This window comes from Clostridium estertheticum (assembly GCF_026650985.1).
In the GTDB taxonomy this organism is placed as follows: Bacteria; Bacillota; Clostridia; order Clostridiales; family Clostridiaceae; genus Clostridium_AD; species Clostridium_AD estertheticum_C.
The window spans coordinates 1683339-1700437 of record NZ_CP086239.1 but is presented as its reverse complement, the minus strand read 5'-3'; the positions used below and the strand labels follow the sequence as shown (position 1 = coordinate 1700437).

Here is a 17099-nt window from a genome sequence, read left to right as displayed (position 1 = left end):
TGGTTAACCTCTTTTGTTATCTAGAATATTTCTTCTGAATTTACTTGGGGTGAGCTTTTTAAACTTTTTAAATACTTTACAAAAATAACTATGATCTGAATACCCTACCATAAAACTTACTTCTGAAACTGGAATTTTTTCATTTCCTAAAAGTTCAACAGCTTTTTCAAGTCGTATTTTATTAAGATATTCGCTAAAACCTTCCGCATTATGAGAACTAAAATATGAAGATAAGTAGTAATAGTTAAAATGAAATTTATCAGCAACTTGTTTAAGAGACAATTGCTCATAATAATGATTTGATATGTACTCAATAATTTTATTTATCATATGATCATTTAATTTACTTTCGTCATTATTTAATATTGATTTTGTATCTTTGGTTATAATATCAAGTAAATTTAATAATTCATCAGGAGATTTAGTTTCATCTATCCTTTGAAAATATTCTAGTTTTGAGTTATCCATTTCCTCCATGTTAAAATTAAGTTCATCTAAAATATTTATAATATTATATAAAGCGTTCTCAAAAAGTGTTTTTAATTCGAATTCATTAATGCTGATATTTTTTATAGAAAGGCAAAGGTACTCCTTTAAATAAATTAAAGCGTTATCTAAATTAAGTGTATATATTTGGCCTGAATAATATTTAAAATCAAATTTTTCTTTTAAGCTGTTTTTAGGTAATAACGCATAAGTAATAAGAGTTTTTCCTTTAAAATAAAATTTATATCCAAGTAGTGGTTTGAAATTGTTTATATAAATATCTTCTAATTTATATAAGGAATTAAAAAGATTACTTATTACAAAAAATATTTCGGGGATATCCTTTGAAACTTCCAAAAGCATAAGATTTATTCGAGCTATAACCTCAGAATAATTTTCAGCTTTTAAATTTATTACAAGTAAGAAAAAATTATTTTCGGCTTCTACTTCAAAATATATTAAGTCTTTTAAATATATTTTTGCAGCTTTAGATAAAATAGATCTCAAAGATAAAAGGCTCATGGAGGTTATGTTATTTATTTTTTTGATATTATCGCCTATAAGCAAAAAAGAGTCAAGAGAAAAAGTATCATCTAGTATTTTTTCATCTAAACCAGAATAAAAACCAGAAATTAATTTGGTTAATAAATTGTTAATATTTAGAGTATTACTATTTTCAGGAGTAGACATAACAAAACCAGGAATATTACTAGCAGTATTTTTTAAAAGTAAAACCATCTCCTGTGGATCTAATTTTGGTTTCAAAATATAATCATTTATACCTAATTTGAAAGTGTCTTTTACATAGTTAAAATCACTATAACCGCTTAAAATAACTATTTGTATCTCAGGATATTTTGTTTTTACTACCTTTGCTAGATCGACACCATCCATAATAGGCATAACTATATCTGAAATTATTATGTGGGGTTTAAGCTTTTCTATAAAATTTAAAGCTTCCTTTCCATTAGAAGCTTCGCCTATAATTTCGAAACCTTCTTTATTCCAATCTACAAGATATTTTATACCTTGTCTTAACAAATATTCATCGTCTACTATTAAAATTTTGCAAAAGTCACTCAAGGGTATCAGATCCTTTAAAATTATTTCTTTATAACTTAGTTGTATTAGTATTATTACATTGTATAGTATATAGTAATATTAAAGATATTTCAATTAGTACTATATACTATACAAATGTAAATGTATACAAAGATAATCATATAATATTAAAAAAGTACAAATTCGGTGTTAACAATAAATTCTTATTTATTAAAATAACACAAGTTTATATAAATATATTACTATTTGAATTTTAAAATTTGATGTAAACTAAGGTTAGAAATACTTGTAATCGTTTAGACGAGTAAGAACCAAATTTAAAGGGGGATTTTAACTATGAAAACAAAAAAATTAATAGCTATTGCTCTAACTGCTATTATGACACTTAGTATGGCAGGGTGTGGAACGGCCAGTAAAAAAAGTGCTACAACAGCTACTACAAACAAAAAACTTGTGATATGGGCATGGGATGGAACTTTTAATGTTGTTGCTGCTAAAGAAGCAAAAGCAATTTATGAAAAGGATCACAAAGGCGTAGACGTACAGATAGTAGAGATGGCTCAAAACGATATAGTACAAAAGTTAAATACAAATTTAAGTTCTAATACAACAGCAGGGTTACCCAATATAGTTCTTATTGAAGATTATAGATCACAAAACTTCTTGACTTCTTATCCTGATTCTTTTAAAGATATGTCTAGCAAGGTTAAGACTACTGATTTTATGGACTATAAGCTTAAATCAGATAGTTTAAATGGAAAGCTTTACGGAGTTCCTTTTGATAGTGGTGCTGCAGCTCTATTTTATAGAACAGATTTAATAGAAAAGGCCGGATATAAAAAATCAGATATGGAAAACATAACCTGGGAAAAATTCATAGAAATTGGTAAAGCGGTAAAAGCAAAAACTGGAAAAGCAATGTTAACCATGGATCCTAACGATTTAGGAATAATAAGAATAATGATGCAATCAGCTGGTCAGTGGTATGTAAAAGATGATGGAAAGACCGTGAATTTAGAAAATAATGTAGCATTAAAGGAGAGCATTAAAATATATAAACAGCTTATGGCAGCGGGAATAACAAAACAAGTTTCTGATTGGGATCAATTTGTAGGTGCATTTCAAAAGGGTGATGTTGCATCGGTTCCATCTGGATGTTGGATTTCAAGCTCAATAACTAAAGCAACGGATCAAAGCGGAAAATGGGCAGTGGCAGCAATACCAAAACTCGGAGCAGTTAAAACATCAGTAAATGCTTCAAATGTAGGAGGATCAAGTTGGTATGTTTTAGACAAGGTAGGCGATTCAGAATTAGCTTCAGATTTCCTTGCTAAAACTTTTGGTACTAATAAAGAACTTATGAATACTTTATCTAGTAAAATTAATCTTATAAGTACTTTAAAATCTTCATCAACTACAGCTAATTATCAAAAACCAGTTGAATTTTATGGTGGACAAAAAACAGCACTGGATTTATCTAAATGGACAACACAAATACCTCCAGTAAACTATGGTTTATATACTTATAGTATAGAAGATATATTAACGGGAACAGTGCAATCTATAGTTAAGAGTGGTGCCGACATAGATAAAGCACTTAAAGATGCTCAAAAGCAAGCAGAATCAGCTGTAGTTAAATAGCTTAATTATAATCCTTTGTTAATTAATGATTAACAAAGGATTAACTTATAAAAGGGAGGCGCAGCCGTTGTGAAAAAAAGTAAATTAAACAAAAATTATGATAGGACAGGTTGGTTATTTACTATCCCCAGTATACTTATAATAATTTCCTTTGTTTTCTATCCTATGATAAAAGCTTTGATTACCTCATTAGAATCAGGCATGGGAAATAATCTGAAATTCGTAGTAATTGCTAATTATACTAGATTATTTACTGATGATATATTTAAAAAAGCAGTTACAAACACTCTTATTTATTTAGTAGTTCAGGTACCAATAATGATTTTGCTAGCATTGTTTATATCGGTAATATTAAATGATAAAAATTTAAAATTCAAAGGCTTTTTTAGAACTGCAATATTTCTGCCTTGTGTAACATCCTTGGTAGCATATTCTGTAATATTTAAAAGTCTATTTTCAAGTGATGGGTTAATGAATAATTTGTTATTAAGCATACATTTAATAACTTCTCCCATAGAATGGATCACGAGTCCTTTTTGGGCTAAAATCACTATAATCATAGCTATAACTTGGCGTTGGACTGGTTATAACATGATATTTTATTTAGCTGGCTTACAAAACATTGATCCAAGCATTTATGAAGCAGCAAAGATAGATGGTGCGACTGGAGTAAAACAATTTTTCCATATTACTGTACCTTTATTAAAACCAATTATTCTATTTACTACTGTAATGTCAACTACAGGTACTTTGCAATTATTTGATGAAGTAATGAATATAACTAAAGGTGGGCCAGGGAATGCATCAACTACAATATCACAATACATATACAATTTAAGTTTTAAATATAGTCCTAATTTCGGTTATGCAGCAGCAGTATCTTTTACCATTGTAATTATGATAGCTGTATTATCCTTAATACAATTTAAAGTGGCAGGTGATGAAAAATGAAAAATGTAAAAAGCTCATTTAAATATATATTTTTAAGTATAATATCCATAGTTTCTATTTTCCCATTTATATGGATGCTTATAGGTATGACGAATAAATCAGTAGATGTGTCTAAAGGATCATTAATACCAGGTACGCAATTACTACAAAATATGCAAAATCTTTTTAATTCTGATTTGAACTTTTCTACCTCTTTATGGAATTCAGCTAAGATTACTATTATAACAACAATTTTAGCATTAATTGTAGCTTCTTTTGCAGGATATGGGTTTGAAATATATAGGAATAAAGCTCGTGACAGAGTTTTTAATATTTTGTTATTATCTATGATGATTCCGTTTGCAGCGCTCATGATACCATTATTTAAGATGTTTAGCACATTTAAAGTTTTTGGTCTAAACACTGCAGCTGCAGTAATAATTCCTAGTATATCTACTGCATTTTTAATATTCTTTTTTAGGCAAAATACGAAATCTTTCCCAAAGGATATTTTAGAAGCAGGGCGTATTGATGGATTAAATGAATTTCAAATATTTACAAGAATCTATGTGCCTACAATGAAATCTACTTATGCAGCAGCTGCAATTATTACGTTTATGAGCAGTTGGAACAATTATATGTGGCCTCTTATTGCACTACAAAGTCCAGAAAACAGAACAGTTCCACTTATTATTTCTACCATGGGATCATCTTATTCTCCAGATTATGGAATGATTATGGCTGGAATTGTAATAGCAACACTTCCGACAGCAATAGTTTTCTTTTTAATGCAGAAACATTTCGTTGCAGGAATGCTAGGTTCTGTTAAAGGATAATATGTATTATAATAAAATAGAAAGTAGGAGATGAAATTATGAATTTTAAAATACCAAGTTTAGATTGGCTTTCTGATACATCAGTTTTTGCTGTTAACAGAATTGATGCTCACTCAGATCATAAATATTATTTGACAAAAGAAGAAGAATCAATTGGCGAAATGGATCTTCGTCAAAGTTTGAATGGAAATTGGAAGTTTAGTTTTGCGGTAAACCCAAGCTCTAGAATTAAAGATTTTTACGAGCCTGAATTTGATTGTCATTGCTTTAAGGATATAGAAGTTCCTGCACATATACAACTTCAAGGTTATGATAAACCTCAATATATAAATACCATGTACCCTTGGGATGGGCATAGTGAGTTATTACCACCTGAGGTATCTAAAGAATACAATCCTGTGGGAAGTTACGTAAAGTATTTTGATATTGATGAAAATATTAAAGGTGGACCTGTATATATTTCTTTTCAAGGAGTGGAAAACGCTTTTTACCTTTGGCTAAATGGTGAATTTATAGGGTATAGTGAGGACAGTTTTACTCCATCAGAGTTTGATTTAACAAAGCTTATTAAAGATGGAGAAAATAAGCTGGCTGTGGAGGTATATAAGAGATCAACTGGAAGCTGGCTAGAAGACCAAGACTTTTGGCGTTTTTCGGGAATATTTAGAGATGTGTATTTATATTCTGTTCCAGAAACTCATATTCAAGATTTATTTGTGAAAACAAACTTAGACAAGTCTTATAAAAATGCAGTTTTAGATCTAGATTTAAAAATAAAGGGAGAAATTAATTCTACCATAGACTTAGAACTTATGGATAAAGATGGAATAGTGGTAGCAAAAGATATAGGAACATCTTTAGCAAAGAGCATATCATTAGATTTAAATGTTAATAATGTAGAGCTTTGGAGCGCTGAAAATCCATATCTTTATACCTTATTTGCTATAATTCGAGGACTTGATGGAAAAGTAGTTGAAGTGGTCAGCCAAAAGGTTGGATTTAGAAGTTTTGAAATGATAAATAAGATTATGACCATAAATGGCAAACGTATAGTGTTTAAGGGCATAAATCGTCATGAATTTAACTGTAGAAAAGGTAGAGCTATTACTAAAGAAGATATGTTATGGGACATAAAATTCTTAAAACAAAATAATATAAATGCTGTGAGAACTTCTCATTATCCTAATCAAACACATTGGTATGAGCTTTGTGATGAATATGGCATATATTTAATAGATGAAACTAATTTAGAAACTCATGGATCTTGGCAAAAGATGGGCAAAATCAAACCTGATTGGGTTATTCCTGGCAGTAAAAAACAGTGGTTAGACATTGTACTTGATAGAGCAACGTCTATGCTTGAAAGGGATAAGAATCATCCGTCCATTTTAATATGGTCTTGTGGGAATGAATCCTTTGGTGGAGAAAATATATATAAGATGTCAAAGTATTTTAGAGAAAAAGATCCTTCGAGATTAGTTCATTATGAGGGTGTATTCCAGGATAGGAGCTTTAATGAAACTAGTGATATGGAAAGCAGAATGTATGCTAAGGTTTTTGAAATTGAGGAGTATTTAAATAATGCTCCAGAAAAACCATATATAAGCTGCGAATACATGCATGCTATGGGAAATTCCTGTGGAGCAATGCATAAATATGTGGAGCTTGAAAGCAAATATCCGCTTTACCAAGGTGGCTTTATTTGGGATTATATTGATCAGTTCTTAATTAAAAAGGATAAGTTTAATCAGGAAGTTATGGCTTATGGAGGAGATTTTGATGATAGACCAACGGATTACAACTTCTGTGGAGATGGTATAGTTTATGCAGATAGAAAACCCTCTCCAAAGGTTATCGAAGTAAAAAAACTTTATCAAAATATAAAATTAACTACTGACAGAGATGGAGTTTTGGTTAAAAATGAAAATCTATTTATAGATACTTCAGATTACATTTTAGAGTACTGCCTAGATTTTAATGGAAAAGAAATTTACAAAGGCTTTTTAACAGTTATTGTTAAGCCTTGTGAAGAAAAGTATGTAAGTTTTAAACTCCCTGAGGTGAAAACTTTTGGGGAATATGCTTTGAATGTTTCATTTAAGCTTAAAGATGGAAATGTTTGGGCAGAAGCTTTGCATGTGGTAGCCTTTGATCAGTATGTATTTAATGTAGAGGGAATTGTTGATGCTAAAAAATTAACTAAGATTCAAGTTGTCCATGGGGATGTAAATATTGGAGTTAAAAATGATGATTTTAGTGTCTTATTTTCAAAACAAGAAGGTGGAATGGTATCTCTTAGATATGATGGCATAGAAATGATAACTAGGGCCCCAATGCCTATTTATTGGAGAGCTATGACGGATAATGATAAGGGAACTAATCATGGATTTAGGTGTGGACAATGGCTTCAAGCAAGTATGTTCCAAAGTTGCATTGATGTAAATGTAATTGAAGATGATTATAGCATTACCGTAGAATATACATATGCACTTCTAGCGGGAATACAGGCTGAAGTTAAGATAGCCTATACTGTATATTCTAATGGTGAAATTAAAGTAAGTTGCAATTATAAGGGTGTTAAAGGAATGCCTGAGCTTCCTATATTTGGAATGGCATTCAAATTATCCTCGGATTATGATAATTTCAAGTGGTATGGCAAGGGACCAGAAGAAAATTATGTGGATAGACTTCATGGAGCAACACTTGGAATTTTCGAAAAATCAGTGGAAGAAAATGTTTCAGGGTATATTGTACCTCAGGAAAGTGGAAACCATACTGGGGTTAGATGGGCTAAGATAAAAGATAAAAATGGATTTGGTATTGAGTTTGAAGCAAGCAAGGTACCATTTGAATTAGGAGTATCTCCATATACAGCATGCGAACTTCAAAATGCATATCATCACAATGAACTACCAAAAGTTAACTATACTGTAGTTACAATTGCAGAAAAACAAATGGGAGTTGGTGGTGATGATAGCTGGGGAGCACCAGTTCACAAAGAATATCTTATAGATTCCTCAAAGGATATTCACTTTGAATTTACAATGAGAAAATGTTTAGAATAGTGAATGTGAATAATAAAATTTAATTGATTCATAAAACCTCCTATACTGTTAGGCTTTGGCACTTAACATTATATAGGAGGTTTTTAATTTTTTATAGTAGTACAATAAAAATTTTACGAATATAATAATTTGACTATAATTGTAAAGTAATTCACATATTATAAAAAGTTCTTGTATTTAAGTTACAAAATTATGTAGTATAATAAAGAACATAAACATATAAAACATTTTAAGGGGTGGGAATGATGGAAAACTCAGAAAGCATAATATCAATAAAGAATTTACAAATGAGTTATGGTAACAAGTTGGTGCTTAATGGTATAAATTTGGAGATTCCTCGCGGCCAGATTATAGGATATATAGGGACTAATGGTGCTGGTAAAAGCACTACTATAAAAATAATGTTAGGTATATTAGAAGGATACTCTGGAACGGTTGAAATACTCGGACAAGATATTAGTAATGGAAGTATAGAGTATAAAAAGAAAATAGGTTATGTACCAGAGCTTGCTGATATATATGAAAATTTAACTGCTTATGAGTATATAAGCTTTTTAGGTGGAATATATGGTCTAGAAGAGAAAAAACTTATAGAGAGATCGGAAAAGCTAATGGGACTATTTGCAATGGACAATGTTATAAATTCTAGAATATCCTCATATTCAAAAGGCATGAAGCAAAAGCTACTTATAATATGTAGTTTAATTCATAACCCTGATATATTATTTTTTGATGAACCGTTAAGTGGACTGGATGCTAATAGTGTTATGGTGTTTAAAGAGGTTATGAAAACTCTTGCAAAGGGAGGGAAAACAATATTTTATTCATCGCATATAATGGATGTTGTAGAAAAGGTAAGTGATAGAATAATACTATTAAATGCTGGACAAATAGTTGCTGATGGCAGTTTTGAGGAGCTTAAGAATAATCAAAGGGAGGGTTCACTTGAGGAAATATTTAATCAATTAACAGGGTTTAATGAGCATACAGCGATTGCTGAAGAATTTGTTTCTTTAGTTGAAGAGGTGTAGGTATGGAAAATTTCACGGTTCTTAAGATATTAGATAAATTCCAATGTATATATGTAAAATTAGGAGTTAACTATAAAGTTATGAGAATGATTCTACAAATAAAATTAACCATGGATGGCAGACGGGTAAGCAATGTCATGGGAAAAAATAAAAAGAGTGACGAGAGCCGCGGTAAAAACAATTATTTAAGTCTGCTTATGTTTAATGCTTTTATAAGTATTTTTATTGGTCTAATAATGAATAGTGATATGCCTGCTATGAAAGCTACAAATATTGTAATAGGTATAAATCTATTTATGATGATTTCACTTATGATATCTGACTTTTCAGCAGTATTATTAGATGTAACAGAGAAAAGTATATTATTACCAAAACCTATAGATAATAAAACTTTTAATGCAGCAAAAACAACTCATATATGTATATATTTAGCGGGCCTTTCACTGTCATTAAATTTAATTCCGCTCCTTATTGGTACAATAAAATATGGGATTTTGTTTTTCATAATATTTTTCATAGAAAATATCCTTTCGGTTTTAATAGTTATAACTTTAACATCTTTATTATATACCTTAGTTTTAAAGTTTTTTGATGGAGAAAAACTAAAAGATATAATAAACTATTTCCAAATATTATTAGCTTTTGTATTTGCATTTGGATATCAATTAGTTGCTAGAGTTTTTAATGTTTCAAATATGAATAGTGAATATGTACCTAAGCTTTGGCATGTAATATTACCATCCATGTGGTTTGCAGCGCCATTTGGAATATTGATAGATGGTAATAAACAACCTATCTTAATGTACTTACTAGTACTTGCGGTAGTGGGGCCAATTGTTTTAAGTATGCTTTATTTTAAAAAGGTAGTACCATATTTTGAAAAGAACCTTCAAAAATTAAATGCTAAAGGAGGAACTGTAAGCAGAAGGAGTGAAAATAGAAAGGAATTTATAGCTGGACTTGTTTGCAAGGATAATATTGAAAAGAGTATGTTTAAATTCACTCAAAATATGATAGCTACAGAACGAAACCTAAAGCTGAAGGTATATCCAACCCTTGCAATGGCAGTATTTATGCCAGTTTTATTTATATTTATGGACAGAAATGGTAAATCACTTTTGGATAATATTCAAAATGGTTTTGGTGGGAAGATTCATTTATTAATATATATAAGTATATTCTTATTATGTTTTTGTACAGCATTTATAAATAATAGTGATAGTTTTAAGGGAGCTTTTATATACAAGGTATTACCAATAGAGAATCCGGGAGTAATATTAAAAGGAGCAGTAAAAGGAACTATATTTAAACTTATAATACCACTATATTTATTGGATTCTATTGTATTCTTAATGCTTAAAGGTCCATCGATAATTATAGACTTAGTTGTAATGTTTTTAGTTCTTTTAATATTATCGTTAGTGTATTTTAAATTATCAAATAAGGCAATGCCGTTTAGCGTAAAATTTGCAACAACAGATAGTGGAAAACTTATAATGCCATCGATAATAACTAGCTTGCTACTTGGCGCATTTGCTGGAATTCATATAGCTATTAGAAATAATATAATATTTATATGTGTTTATGGAATAGTGCTTTTAATAGCTAATGTAATTCTCTGGAAAACTAGTTTTAATGTAAATTGGAAGGATATAGAAATGTAAAATTGTAAATAACATACCAGGGGGAATGTAAATGAGAGGTATTGATGATTACCTGAGGCTACAAGAGGAGACAAATAATGAAATTCAGCTCATCTTGTTAGACTTAGAAACGGTAGAGAAAAAAGAGAAAGAGTTAGTATACTTAGAGAATAAAAAAATATTAGAGAAACTTGAGGATTATAACCTAGGTGTGGCAGATAAAACTAGAAATGAGTTTGTTACTTTAAAAAATAGAATTGTTGCAATTACTGTGTCAAATGAAACTAAAAAGTTAGGATTAACTATAGAAATATCAAATTTATTCCAAATGGTAAGCGATTTAGAGAGGAAGCTAGTTGAACTAGAAACAAAAATTAGCGAGGTTACTACTTTTCAAACACATACTCTTAAGGAACCTACTAATGTTCCACAACATTTAAAAGATGAAAATATAAATCATACTTCAATTAAAAAGCCAGAAGGAAATAGTCTTAAATTAGGTATAGGAGCATTAAACTTAATTGGTATAATTTTAATCCTTATATCTCTTTCTACATTTGGCAGGGTTGTTTATGTGAATTTTATGTCAAAAGAGATGAAGGGGTTAACCCTGTTTTTAATACCTATATTAATCTTATTACTTAGTGAATTATACCTACTCAGGAAGAATTACAAATTTTCAAAAGGTATAACGGCCCTTGGAATATCTGGTTTATATATAGCAGTAATAATAAATTACTTAGAACTTGAAAATATTTCAGGCATAACAACGCTGGTTATTACGGCTTTAATAACTGGTGGGGCAATTTATTTAAGTTATAAAAAGGAATCAAATTTACTCAGAATTGTAACTTTAATAGGAGCATATATATGTTTAGTACCTGTAGACAAGATATCAGCGGGGCAGTCATATACATTACTTATAATATTAATATTTATAAATATATTAAATATATATTTTCCACTACAGGAAATTAAAAGTAAAGAAATAAACGTATCATTTGAATTTTACACATCAATGTTAGCATTAATCTCTACTATAATTATTGGGGTAAATTTTGATAAGTATGTGGTGACACTATTATATATACTAATAACTCTTATATACAGTGTGCAATTTATGATTACTTGTAAAAGAAAAGAAAGTACACTTAACTCGATAGGGATACTAATGTATTTTATAATATATCCTTTCTCATCACTATCAATATATATAGACACGACTATTTGGTATGTACCTTTGCTTGCTTACTGTATTATTGGAATTGCAATATTATTAAGGTTAAAAAACTCATCAAAATGGACGGGTTATGTAGGCGTTGTAATAACTTGCTTAGACATACTTTTTAGATTAAATCTAGATTTACACGGCAAATATAGTATCGTCACTATAAGTGTAATATCTGTTTTAGTTTTAAGCACACTTATGGTTTGGTTAAAAGATAAAAATATTTTTTTAAGAGTTACTCTAATAGGATTAGTGGGTTTAAGTATGTTAAATTGTTTAATTAATATAAATAAGCCTATTAGTATAATATATTTAGTATTATATGCGGCTATAATTTATTGTAGTAAAGAGTTTAAAAATAATATAGTAATTATAATGTTTAAATATTTTTATCCGCTGATTATAGCAGGGTGGGTATTTAATGAGATAAATAATATAGATATGTTTAATAATCTACAATCATTCATAGCGCTTAGTATATTTGTTATCTACACAGTTATAATAAACAAATTTGATATATTAAAGCATGATAACATAAAGATAATGAATTTTATAAGTTTATGCTTTATAGTTTTTTTATGCATTATATCAGGTTTATATGGGAATATACAGTTTTATTTAACTACAATGCTTATAATATATATTTTAGTATCTATGTTTACTGATGAATATATAGATAACATTAAATTTAATTTCAATAAGGTGTTAATCGGAGCATTGTTATCAACTTATATAGTAGTGAGATTAAGTTTTATAGTTGATGTAGTATATGAATTTAAACAACTAATGCTTAGTATATCACTTATGTTAGTTGCTTTTGGTAGTGTATTTTTAGGATTTAAAATAAATAATTCCCAGCTTAGAAAATATGGCTTAATATTATCGCTTATAACTTGTGCTAAATTAATGCTCATAGATTTCTATTCATTTAATTTTATAATTAAGACACTAGTATTTATGATCGTTGGGGTAATTGCATTATTAATATCTTACACATTCTCTAAGCTTGAAAAGGAGCATAAAAACAAATAAAAATAAAATATATTTATATGAGTTTGAATGTGGGAAAGAATATCCGCATACATATAATATAATATACGATTTAATAATATGAAGGAAGCAGGGTGAATTATGAGCGCAAATAAAAACTGGGATATATTTTTTGATGATGAGGTTAAGGAATTAACAAAAATGAATCTACCGGACCCAGAAACCTTAGATTATTATGAGAGGACTAGAAATAGAGAAATTTTTTGGAACTTTGATATTGATGATAGTTTGGTTGATTTTTCATTAATGATTATAAAGTGGAATAAACAAGATAAAGGTAAATCGCCTGAGGAGAGAACTCCAATTAAGATCTTTATAAATTCTAATGGAGGTGAATTACCTGCAGTGCTCAATTTCATAAATGTTATACAACTTTCTAAAACACCAGTGTATACAATAGGACTCGGAAAAACTTACAGTTCGGGTGGATTAATGTTACTTGCTGGTTCAAAAGGCCACAGATATGTGTTTCAGGATACAACAGCACTAATCCATTCTGGTAGTACAGGGGCTATGGGTAATACAGATAAAGTTTTAGATAATTTTGAATTTACTCAAAGACAAGAAAAAAGAGTTAAAGATTTTATTGTCGCAAATACAAATATTACAGATAAACTATATACAAAAAATTATAGAAAAGATTGGTGGTTAATGTCTGATGAAATCATTTCACTAGGACTCGCAGATAAAATAGTAACTGATTTAGAAGAGATATTTTAGCTCCATTATATTAAAAATTATATATAACTAGGGGATGCTCAACTATGGAGTGTTTCATAGTTATAAATATAATGGGACAAGTTACTATTAAAGGTACAAGCTAAGGTATTATAAAAAACAGGAGGGTTAATAATGAAGTTAAATAAAATTCATCATATAGCTATTATTTGTTCGAATTATGAAAGGTCTAAAAAATTCTACGTTAATATTTTGGGATTACATATAATTAAAGAGGTATACAGAAAAGATAGAGAGTCATATAAACTTGACTTGGGCGTTTCTGGAAATTATCAAATAGAATTATTTTCTTTTAAGCAATCACCTAAAAGGCTTAGTTACCCTGAAGCAAGAGGATTAAGGCATCTTGCTTTTGAGGTGGACAATATATATGAGGCCATAAAAGAACTAAATGATAAAAATGTTATTACTGAGGATATTAGAATTGATGAAATTACGGGAAAAAGATTTACTTTTTTTAGTGATCCAGATGATTTACCTATAGAATTATATGAAAAATAATAAAAATTATTAAATAATTGCTATAATAGGTATATAAGAAGGTGTTATTATCAAAAAAAAGGATATATTAATTTTTTATAAAATATTATTGGGAGTTATTCTGATTATTTCTTTTGTCTGTATGCAACCAGTTAGTGCGCAGGGAAGTAAAAGCTTTTATGTGTCTGGGTATAATATTAATATAATAATAAATAAGGATGGTTCTGCTGATTATGAAGAGAGACTTACCTATAATTTTGATGGTGAGTTTAATGGGGTGCTTAGGGATGTGGATTTTTCTGGTACAAAAGGCTTAAAAAATAAAAAAGTTTATGTAATTGAAAATACAAAGTTACAAGAACTTAAGCTAAATTCTGAAAATTCACTAGATGAGAAAGGTGATTCGGGAACATACAATTTTGTAGAGGATGGAGATTTAGGGCATTTTAAGATTTTTGAAGCTTCACAAGATGAGGAGAAAACTTTTGTTATAAAATATAAATTGGCTGATGCTGTTACAAAATATAAGGATATAGCAGAGTTTAATAGAAAAGTAGTTGACACAAAATGGGAAGTAGCTTTGGATAAGATAAATATAAAAATAACACTTCCATCAGGAGCTACAAAGGAGCAGTTAAAAGTATTTGCTCATGGACCTTTAACAGGTAAATCTTCCATATTAGATAGTAGAAATGTGGAATTTCAGGTGCCAACAGTATCACCAGGAGATTTTGTAGAAACCTTGGTTTTATTTCCTATAAAACTTGTTCCAAATTCAAGCAAAATAGTAAATAAGGATGCATTGTCTGGAATAATGGCAAATGAGGGCAAACTTGCAAGTGAAGCTAATGAGACAAGAGAGCAAGAACGATTAGATGGACAAGGTATTAATAAGCAACAGATTGAGAATCAAAAGCGAAAAGAGCTTGCTCAAATACAAATGAAGGCTGATGCCAAACCTAGGTTGATTTTTTATGCAATATTAGGGGCATTAGCAATTATGTTTTTATATTTTAGATATGATAAAGAACCTAAACACGACTTCTCTGGTAAATACTACAGAGAGCTTCCAGGAGAATATACTCCTGCCGAAATGAGTGTATTAATGTACTTTGGAAAAGTACATACAAGGGATATTATGGCTACCCTTATGAACCTGGTTAGAAAGAAACAATTTTCAATTTCACAAGATAATATGATCCGAAAGGATAAGAATAGTGACAAGAAAACAGTTCAGTATGAATTTAAGCTAATTGAAAAGAGACCAACTGTTAATTTAAAAAAACATGAAAAGTTTTTAATAAGCTGGTTAATATATAAAGTAGGAAGGTATGGTTGTGTCAGTCTTTATGATATAGAGAATTATGTTAAATCAGACAGTACAGCCCTACAATTTAAGTCAGATTATAATAGGTGGGTTAAACTTGTAAAAGAAGATGCTGATGAATATAAGTTTCTCCATAAAACGCCTATAATGCTTCGTGTACTAGTTGGGATAGTAGGAATTTATTGCGTAATATATAGAACACTTGAAGCATCATTTATGTTTATGCCAATTTCTTTAGTATTGATATTTGAGGGTGTTATATTAATTATTTTAGCTATAACCATGAATAAGAGATCAGAATATGGTAGTCAGCAGCATGCAATGTGGCAAGCATTTAAAAACTTTTTAAAAGATTTTAGTAGGTTAGATAAGGCTGAAATTCCATCTATTGTATTGTGGGAGCACTACCTTGTTTATGCTATTTCTCTTGGCGTTGCGAAGGAAGTTATTAAGCAGCTTCCTATAATATTTAAAAATGAAGATCTAAATAATAATCAGCTCACATATATGTATGGAACAAATTATGATTATTTTGTTGGTTTTGAGGTGATGTTTAATAATACTATGCATACTGTAAATAGGTCGGTTTCAAAAGCACAAAGTAGTTCAAGTTCAAATGATTCATCATCATTTGGCGGAGGCGGAGGCTTTAGTGGTGGCAGTTCCGGAGGCGATGGCGGAGGCGGCGGTGGAGGTGCATTTTAATGATGCATATTTGAAAGAGGGGGTTTATGTATGTTAATTCCAGTAATTATAGTAGTTGTAATATTGGTAATTATAGTTGTCTTTTATAATAGTCTTGTAGGTAATAGAAATAAAGTTAGAAATTCTTGGGGACAAATCGATATACAATTAAAAAGAAGATTTGATCTTATTCCAAACCTAGTTGAAATTGTAAAAGGTTATGATAATCATGAACGTAGTACTTTTGAGGGAGTAACCTCAGCTAGGACAAAATATCTTTCCTCAAGCACTCCAGAGGATATGATGAATGCTAATGGTGAATTAACACAGGTACTTGGAAAATTATTTGCAGTAGCTGAGGCCTATCCCGAGCTTAAGTCAAATATTAATTTTCTTGAACTTCAAGAAGAATTGTCAAAAACAGAAGATAAAATTGGTTATGCAAGACAATTCTACAATGACGTAGTTATGGAATACAACAATGTTGTTCAAATGTTTCCTTCAAGTATTGTTGCAAGGTTTTGTAGTTTTAAGGAAGAGTCTTCTTTCAATGTAGACGAGGATGAAAAAAGTGCTCCACAAATTAAGTTTTAAAGAGAATGATAAATGAATGGCTAAAATCGAAGAGTTTTGTCCTCTTAGATTTTAGCCATTTTTATTGTGAACAAAATTTATTAGCTTTTCATAATAGGATTGCATGATCTATAGCTATATTGTAATTATGAGTTATTTAATAAAGCATAAACTATATGTTAGGAAAGGTACTGTGTCTCTAATAAAAAGAATGTTTTGAACTTGTAATGTTACAAAATATATCTAATTTAGCAAAAGTTTATGATATAATAAGATTGTTATAAAATAAGACTATGGTAAGTATTAAGTTTCAACTTGCCACTTG

12 protein-coding genes are annotated in these 17099 nt (G+C 29.5%); 11 read left to right on the top strand and 1 reads right to left on the bottom strand.

What is annotated here, in order from left to right; translation table 11 throughout:
* Positions 1–3 precede the first annotated feature (3 nt).
* Positions 4–1569, bottom strand: a complete 1566-nt coding sequence (locus LL038_RS08355; RefSeq protein ID WP_216125222.1) for a response regulator — start codon at positions 1567–1569, stop codon at positions 4–6.
* Positions 1570–1884: 315 nt separating this feature from the next.
* Here LL038_RS08355 and LL038_RS08350 point away from each other — a divergent pair, with 315 nt between their 5' ends.
* The 11 genes from LL038_RS08350 to LL038_RS08300 all read left to right on the top strand — a co-directional run bounded on the left by LL038_RS08350 (position 1885) and on the right by LL038_RS08300 (position 16795).
* The gene (locus LL038_RS08350; RefSeq protein WP_216125223.1) at positions 1885–3189 is read left to right on the top strand and encodes an ABC transporter substrate-binding protein; all 1305 of its coding nucleotides are present in this window, start codon (positions 1885–1887) and stop codon (positions 3187–3189) included.
* A gap of 69 nt (positions 3190–3258) precedes the next feature.
* Complete coding sequence (locus LL038_RS08345; RefSeq protein ID WP_375293024.1) at positions 3259–4140, top strand: carbohydrate ABC transporter permease; 882 nt, start codon at positions 3259–3261, stop codon at positions 4138–4140.
* Complete coding sequence (locus LL038_RS08340) at positions 4137–4955, top strand: carbohydrate ABC transporter permease (protein WP_216125224.1); 819 nt, start codon at positions 4137–4139, stop codon at positions 4953–4955. The genes LL038_RS08345 and LL038_RS08340 overlap by 4 nt, the downstream gene beginning before the upstream one ends.
* Positions 4956–4993: 38 nt before the next feature.
* Positions 4994–8020: a glycoside hydrolase family 2 TIM barrel-domain containing protein gene (locus tag LL038_RS08335; protein WP_216125225.1), complete on the top strand. Its 3027-nt coding sequence runs from the start codon at positions 4994–4996 to the stop codon at positions 8018–8020.
* Between the two features lie 245 nt (positions 8021–8265).
* Positions 8266–9051: an ABC transporter ATP-binding protein gene (locus LL038_RS08330; protein WP_375293025.1), complete on the top strand. Its 786-nt coding sequence runs from the start codon at positions 8266–8268 to the stop codon at positions 9049–9051.
* 2 nt (positions 9052–9053) lie between these two features.
* Complete coding sequence (locus LL038_RS08325; protein WP_216125227.1) at positions 9054–10715, top strand: ABC transporter permease; 1662 nt, start codon at positions 9054–9056, stop codon at positions 10713–10715.
* Positions 10716–10746: 31 nt separating this feature from the next.
* On the top strand, positions 10747–12954 hold the full coding sequence (locus LL038_RS08320; RefSeq protein WP_216125229.1) for a DUF2339 domain-containing protein: 2208 nt from the start codon (positions 10747–10749) through the stop codon (positions 12952–12954).
* Between the two features lie 99 nt (positions 12955–13053).
* Entirely contained in the window at positions 13054–13692 is a 639-nt protein-coding gene (locus tag LL038_RS08315) for an ATP-dependent Clp protease proteolytic subunit (protein ID WP_216125231.1), read from the top strand.
* Positions 13693–13824: 132 nt separating this feature from the next.
* A complete protein-coding gene (locus tag LL038_RS08310) occupies positions 13825–14211 on the top strand; it encodes a VOC family protein (protein WP_216125233.1) in 387 nt (128 codons plus the stop codon).
* Positions 14212–14371: 160 nt separating this feature from the next.
* Complete coding sequence (locus tag LL038_RS08305) at positions 14372–16222, top strand: DUF2207 family protein (protein WP_268056025.1); 1851 nt, start codon at positions 14372–14374, stop codon at positions 16220–16222.
* A 30-nt stretch (positions 16223–16252) separates the two neighbouring features.
* Positions 16253–16795, top strand: coding sequence for a LemA family protein (locus LL038_RS08300; RefSeq protein ID WP_216125237.1), 543 nt, complete (start codon positions 16253–16255; stop codon positions 16793–16795).
* Positions 16796–17099: the final 304 nt, after the last annotated feature.

What these genes read in the sequence shown, in the direction of transcription:
- LL038_RS08310 (WP_216125233.1), top strand. Translation starts at nt 13,825, where the DNA reads ATGAAGTTAAATAAAATTCATCATATAGCTATTATTTGTTCGAATTAT.
- LL038_RS08320 (WP_216125229.1), top strand. Translation starts at nt 10,747, where the DNA reads ATGAGAGGTATTGATGATTACCTGAGGCTACAAGAGGAGACAAATAAT.
- LL038_RS08300 (WP_216125237.1), top strand. Translation starts at nt 16,253, where the DNA reads ATGTTAATTCCAGTAATTATAGTAGTTGTAATATTGGTAATTATAGTT.
- LL038_RS08315 (WP_216125231.1), top strand. Translation starts at nt 13,054, where the DNA reads ATGAGCGCAAATAAAAACTGGGATATATTTTTTGATGATGAGGTTAAG.
- LL038_RS08335 (WP_216125225.1), top strand. Translation starts at nt 4,994, where the DNA reads ATGAATTTTAAAATACCAAGTTTAGATTGGCTTTCTGATACATCAGTT.
- LL038_RS08325 (WP_216125227.1), top strand. Translation starts at nt 9,054, where the DNA reads ATGGAAAATTTCACGGTTCTTAAGATATTAGATAAATTCCAATGTATA.
- LL038_RS08330 (WP_375293025.1), top strand. Translation starts at nt 8,266, where the DNA reads ATGGAAAACTCAGAAAGCATAATATCAATAAAGAATTTACAAATGAGT.
- LL038_RS08340 (WP_216125224.1), top strand. Translation starts at nt 4,137, where the DNA reads ATGAAAAATGTAAAAAGCTCATTTAAATATATATTTTTAAGTATAATA.
- LL038_RS08350 (WP_216125223.1), top strand. Translation starts at nt 1,885, where the DNA reads ATGAAAACAAAAAAATTAATAGCTATTGCTCTAACTGCTATTATGACA.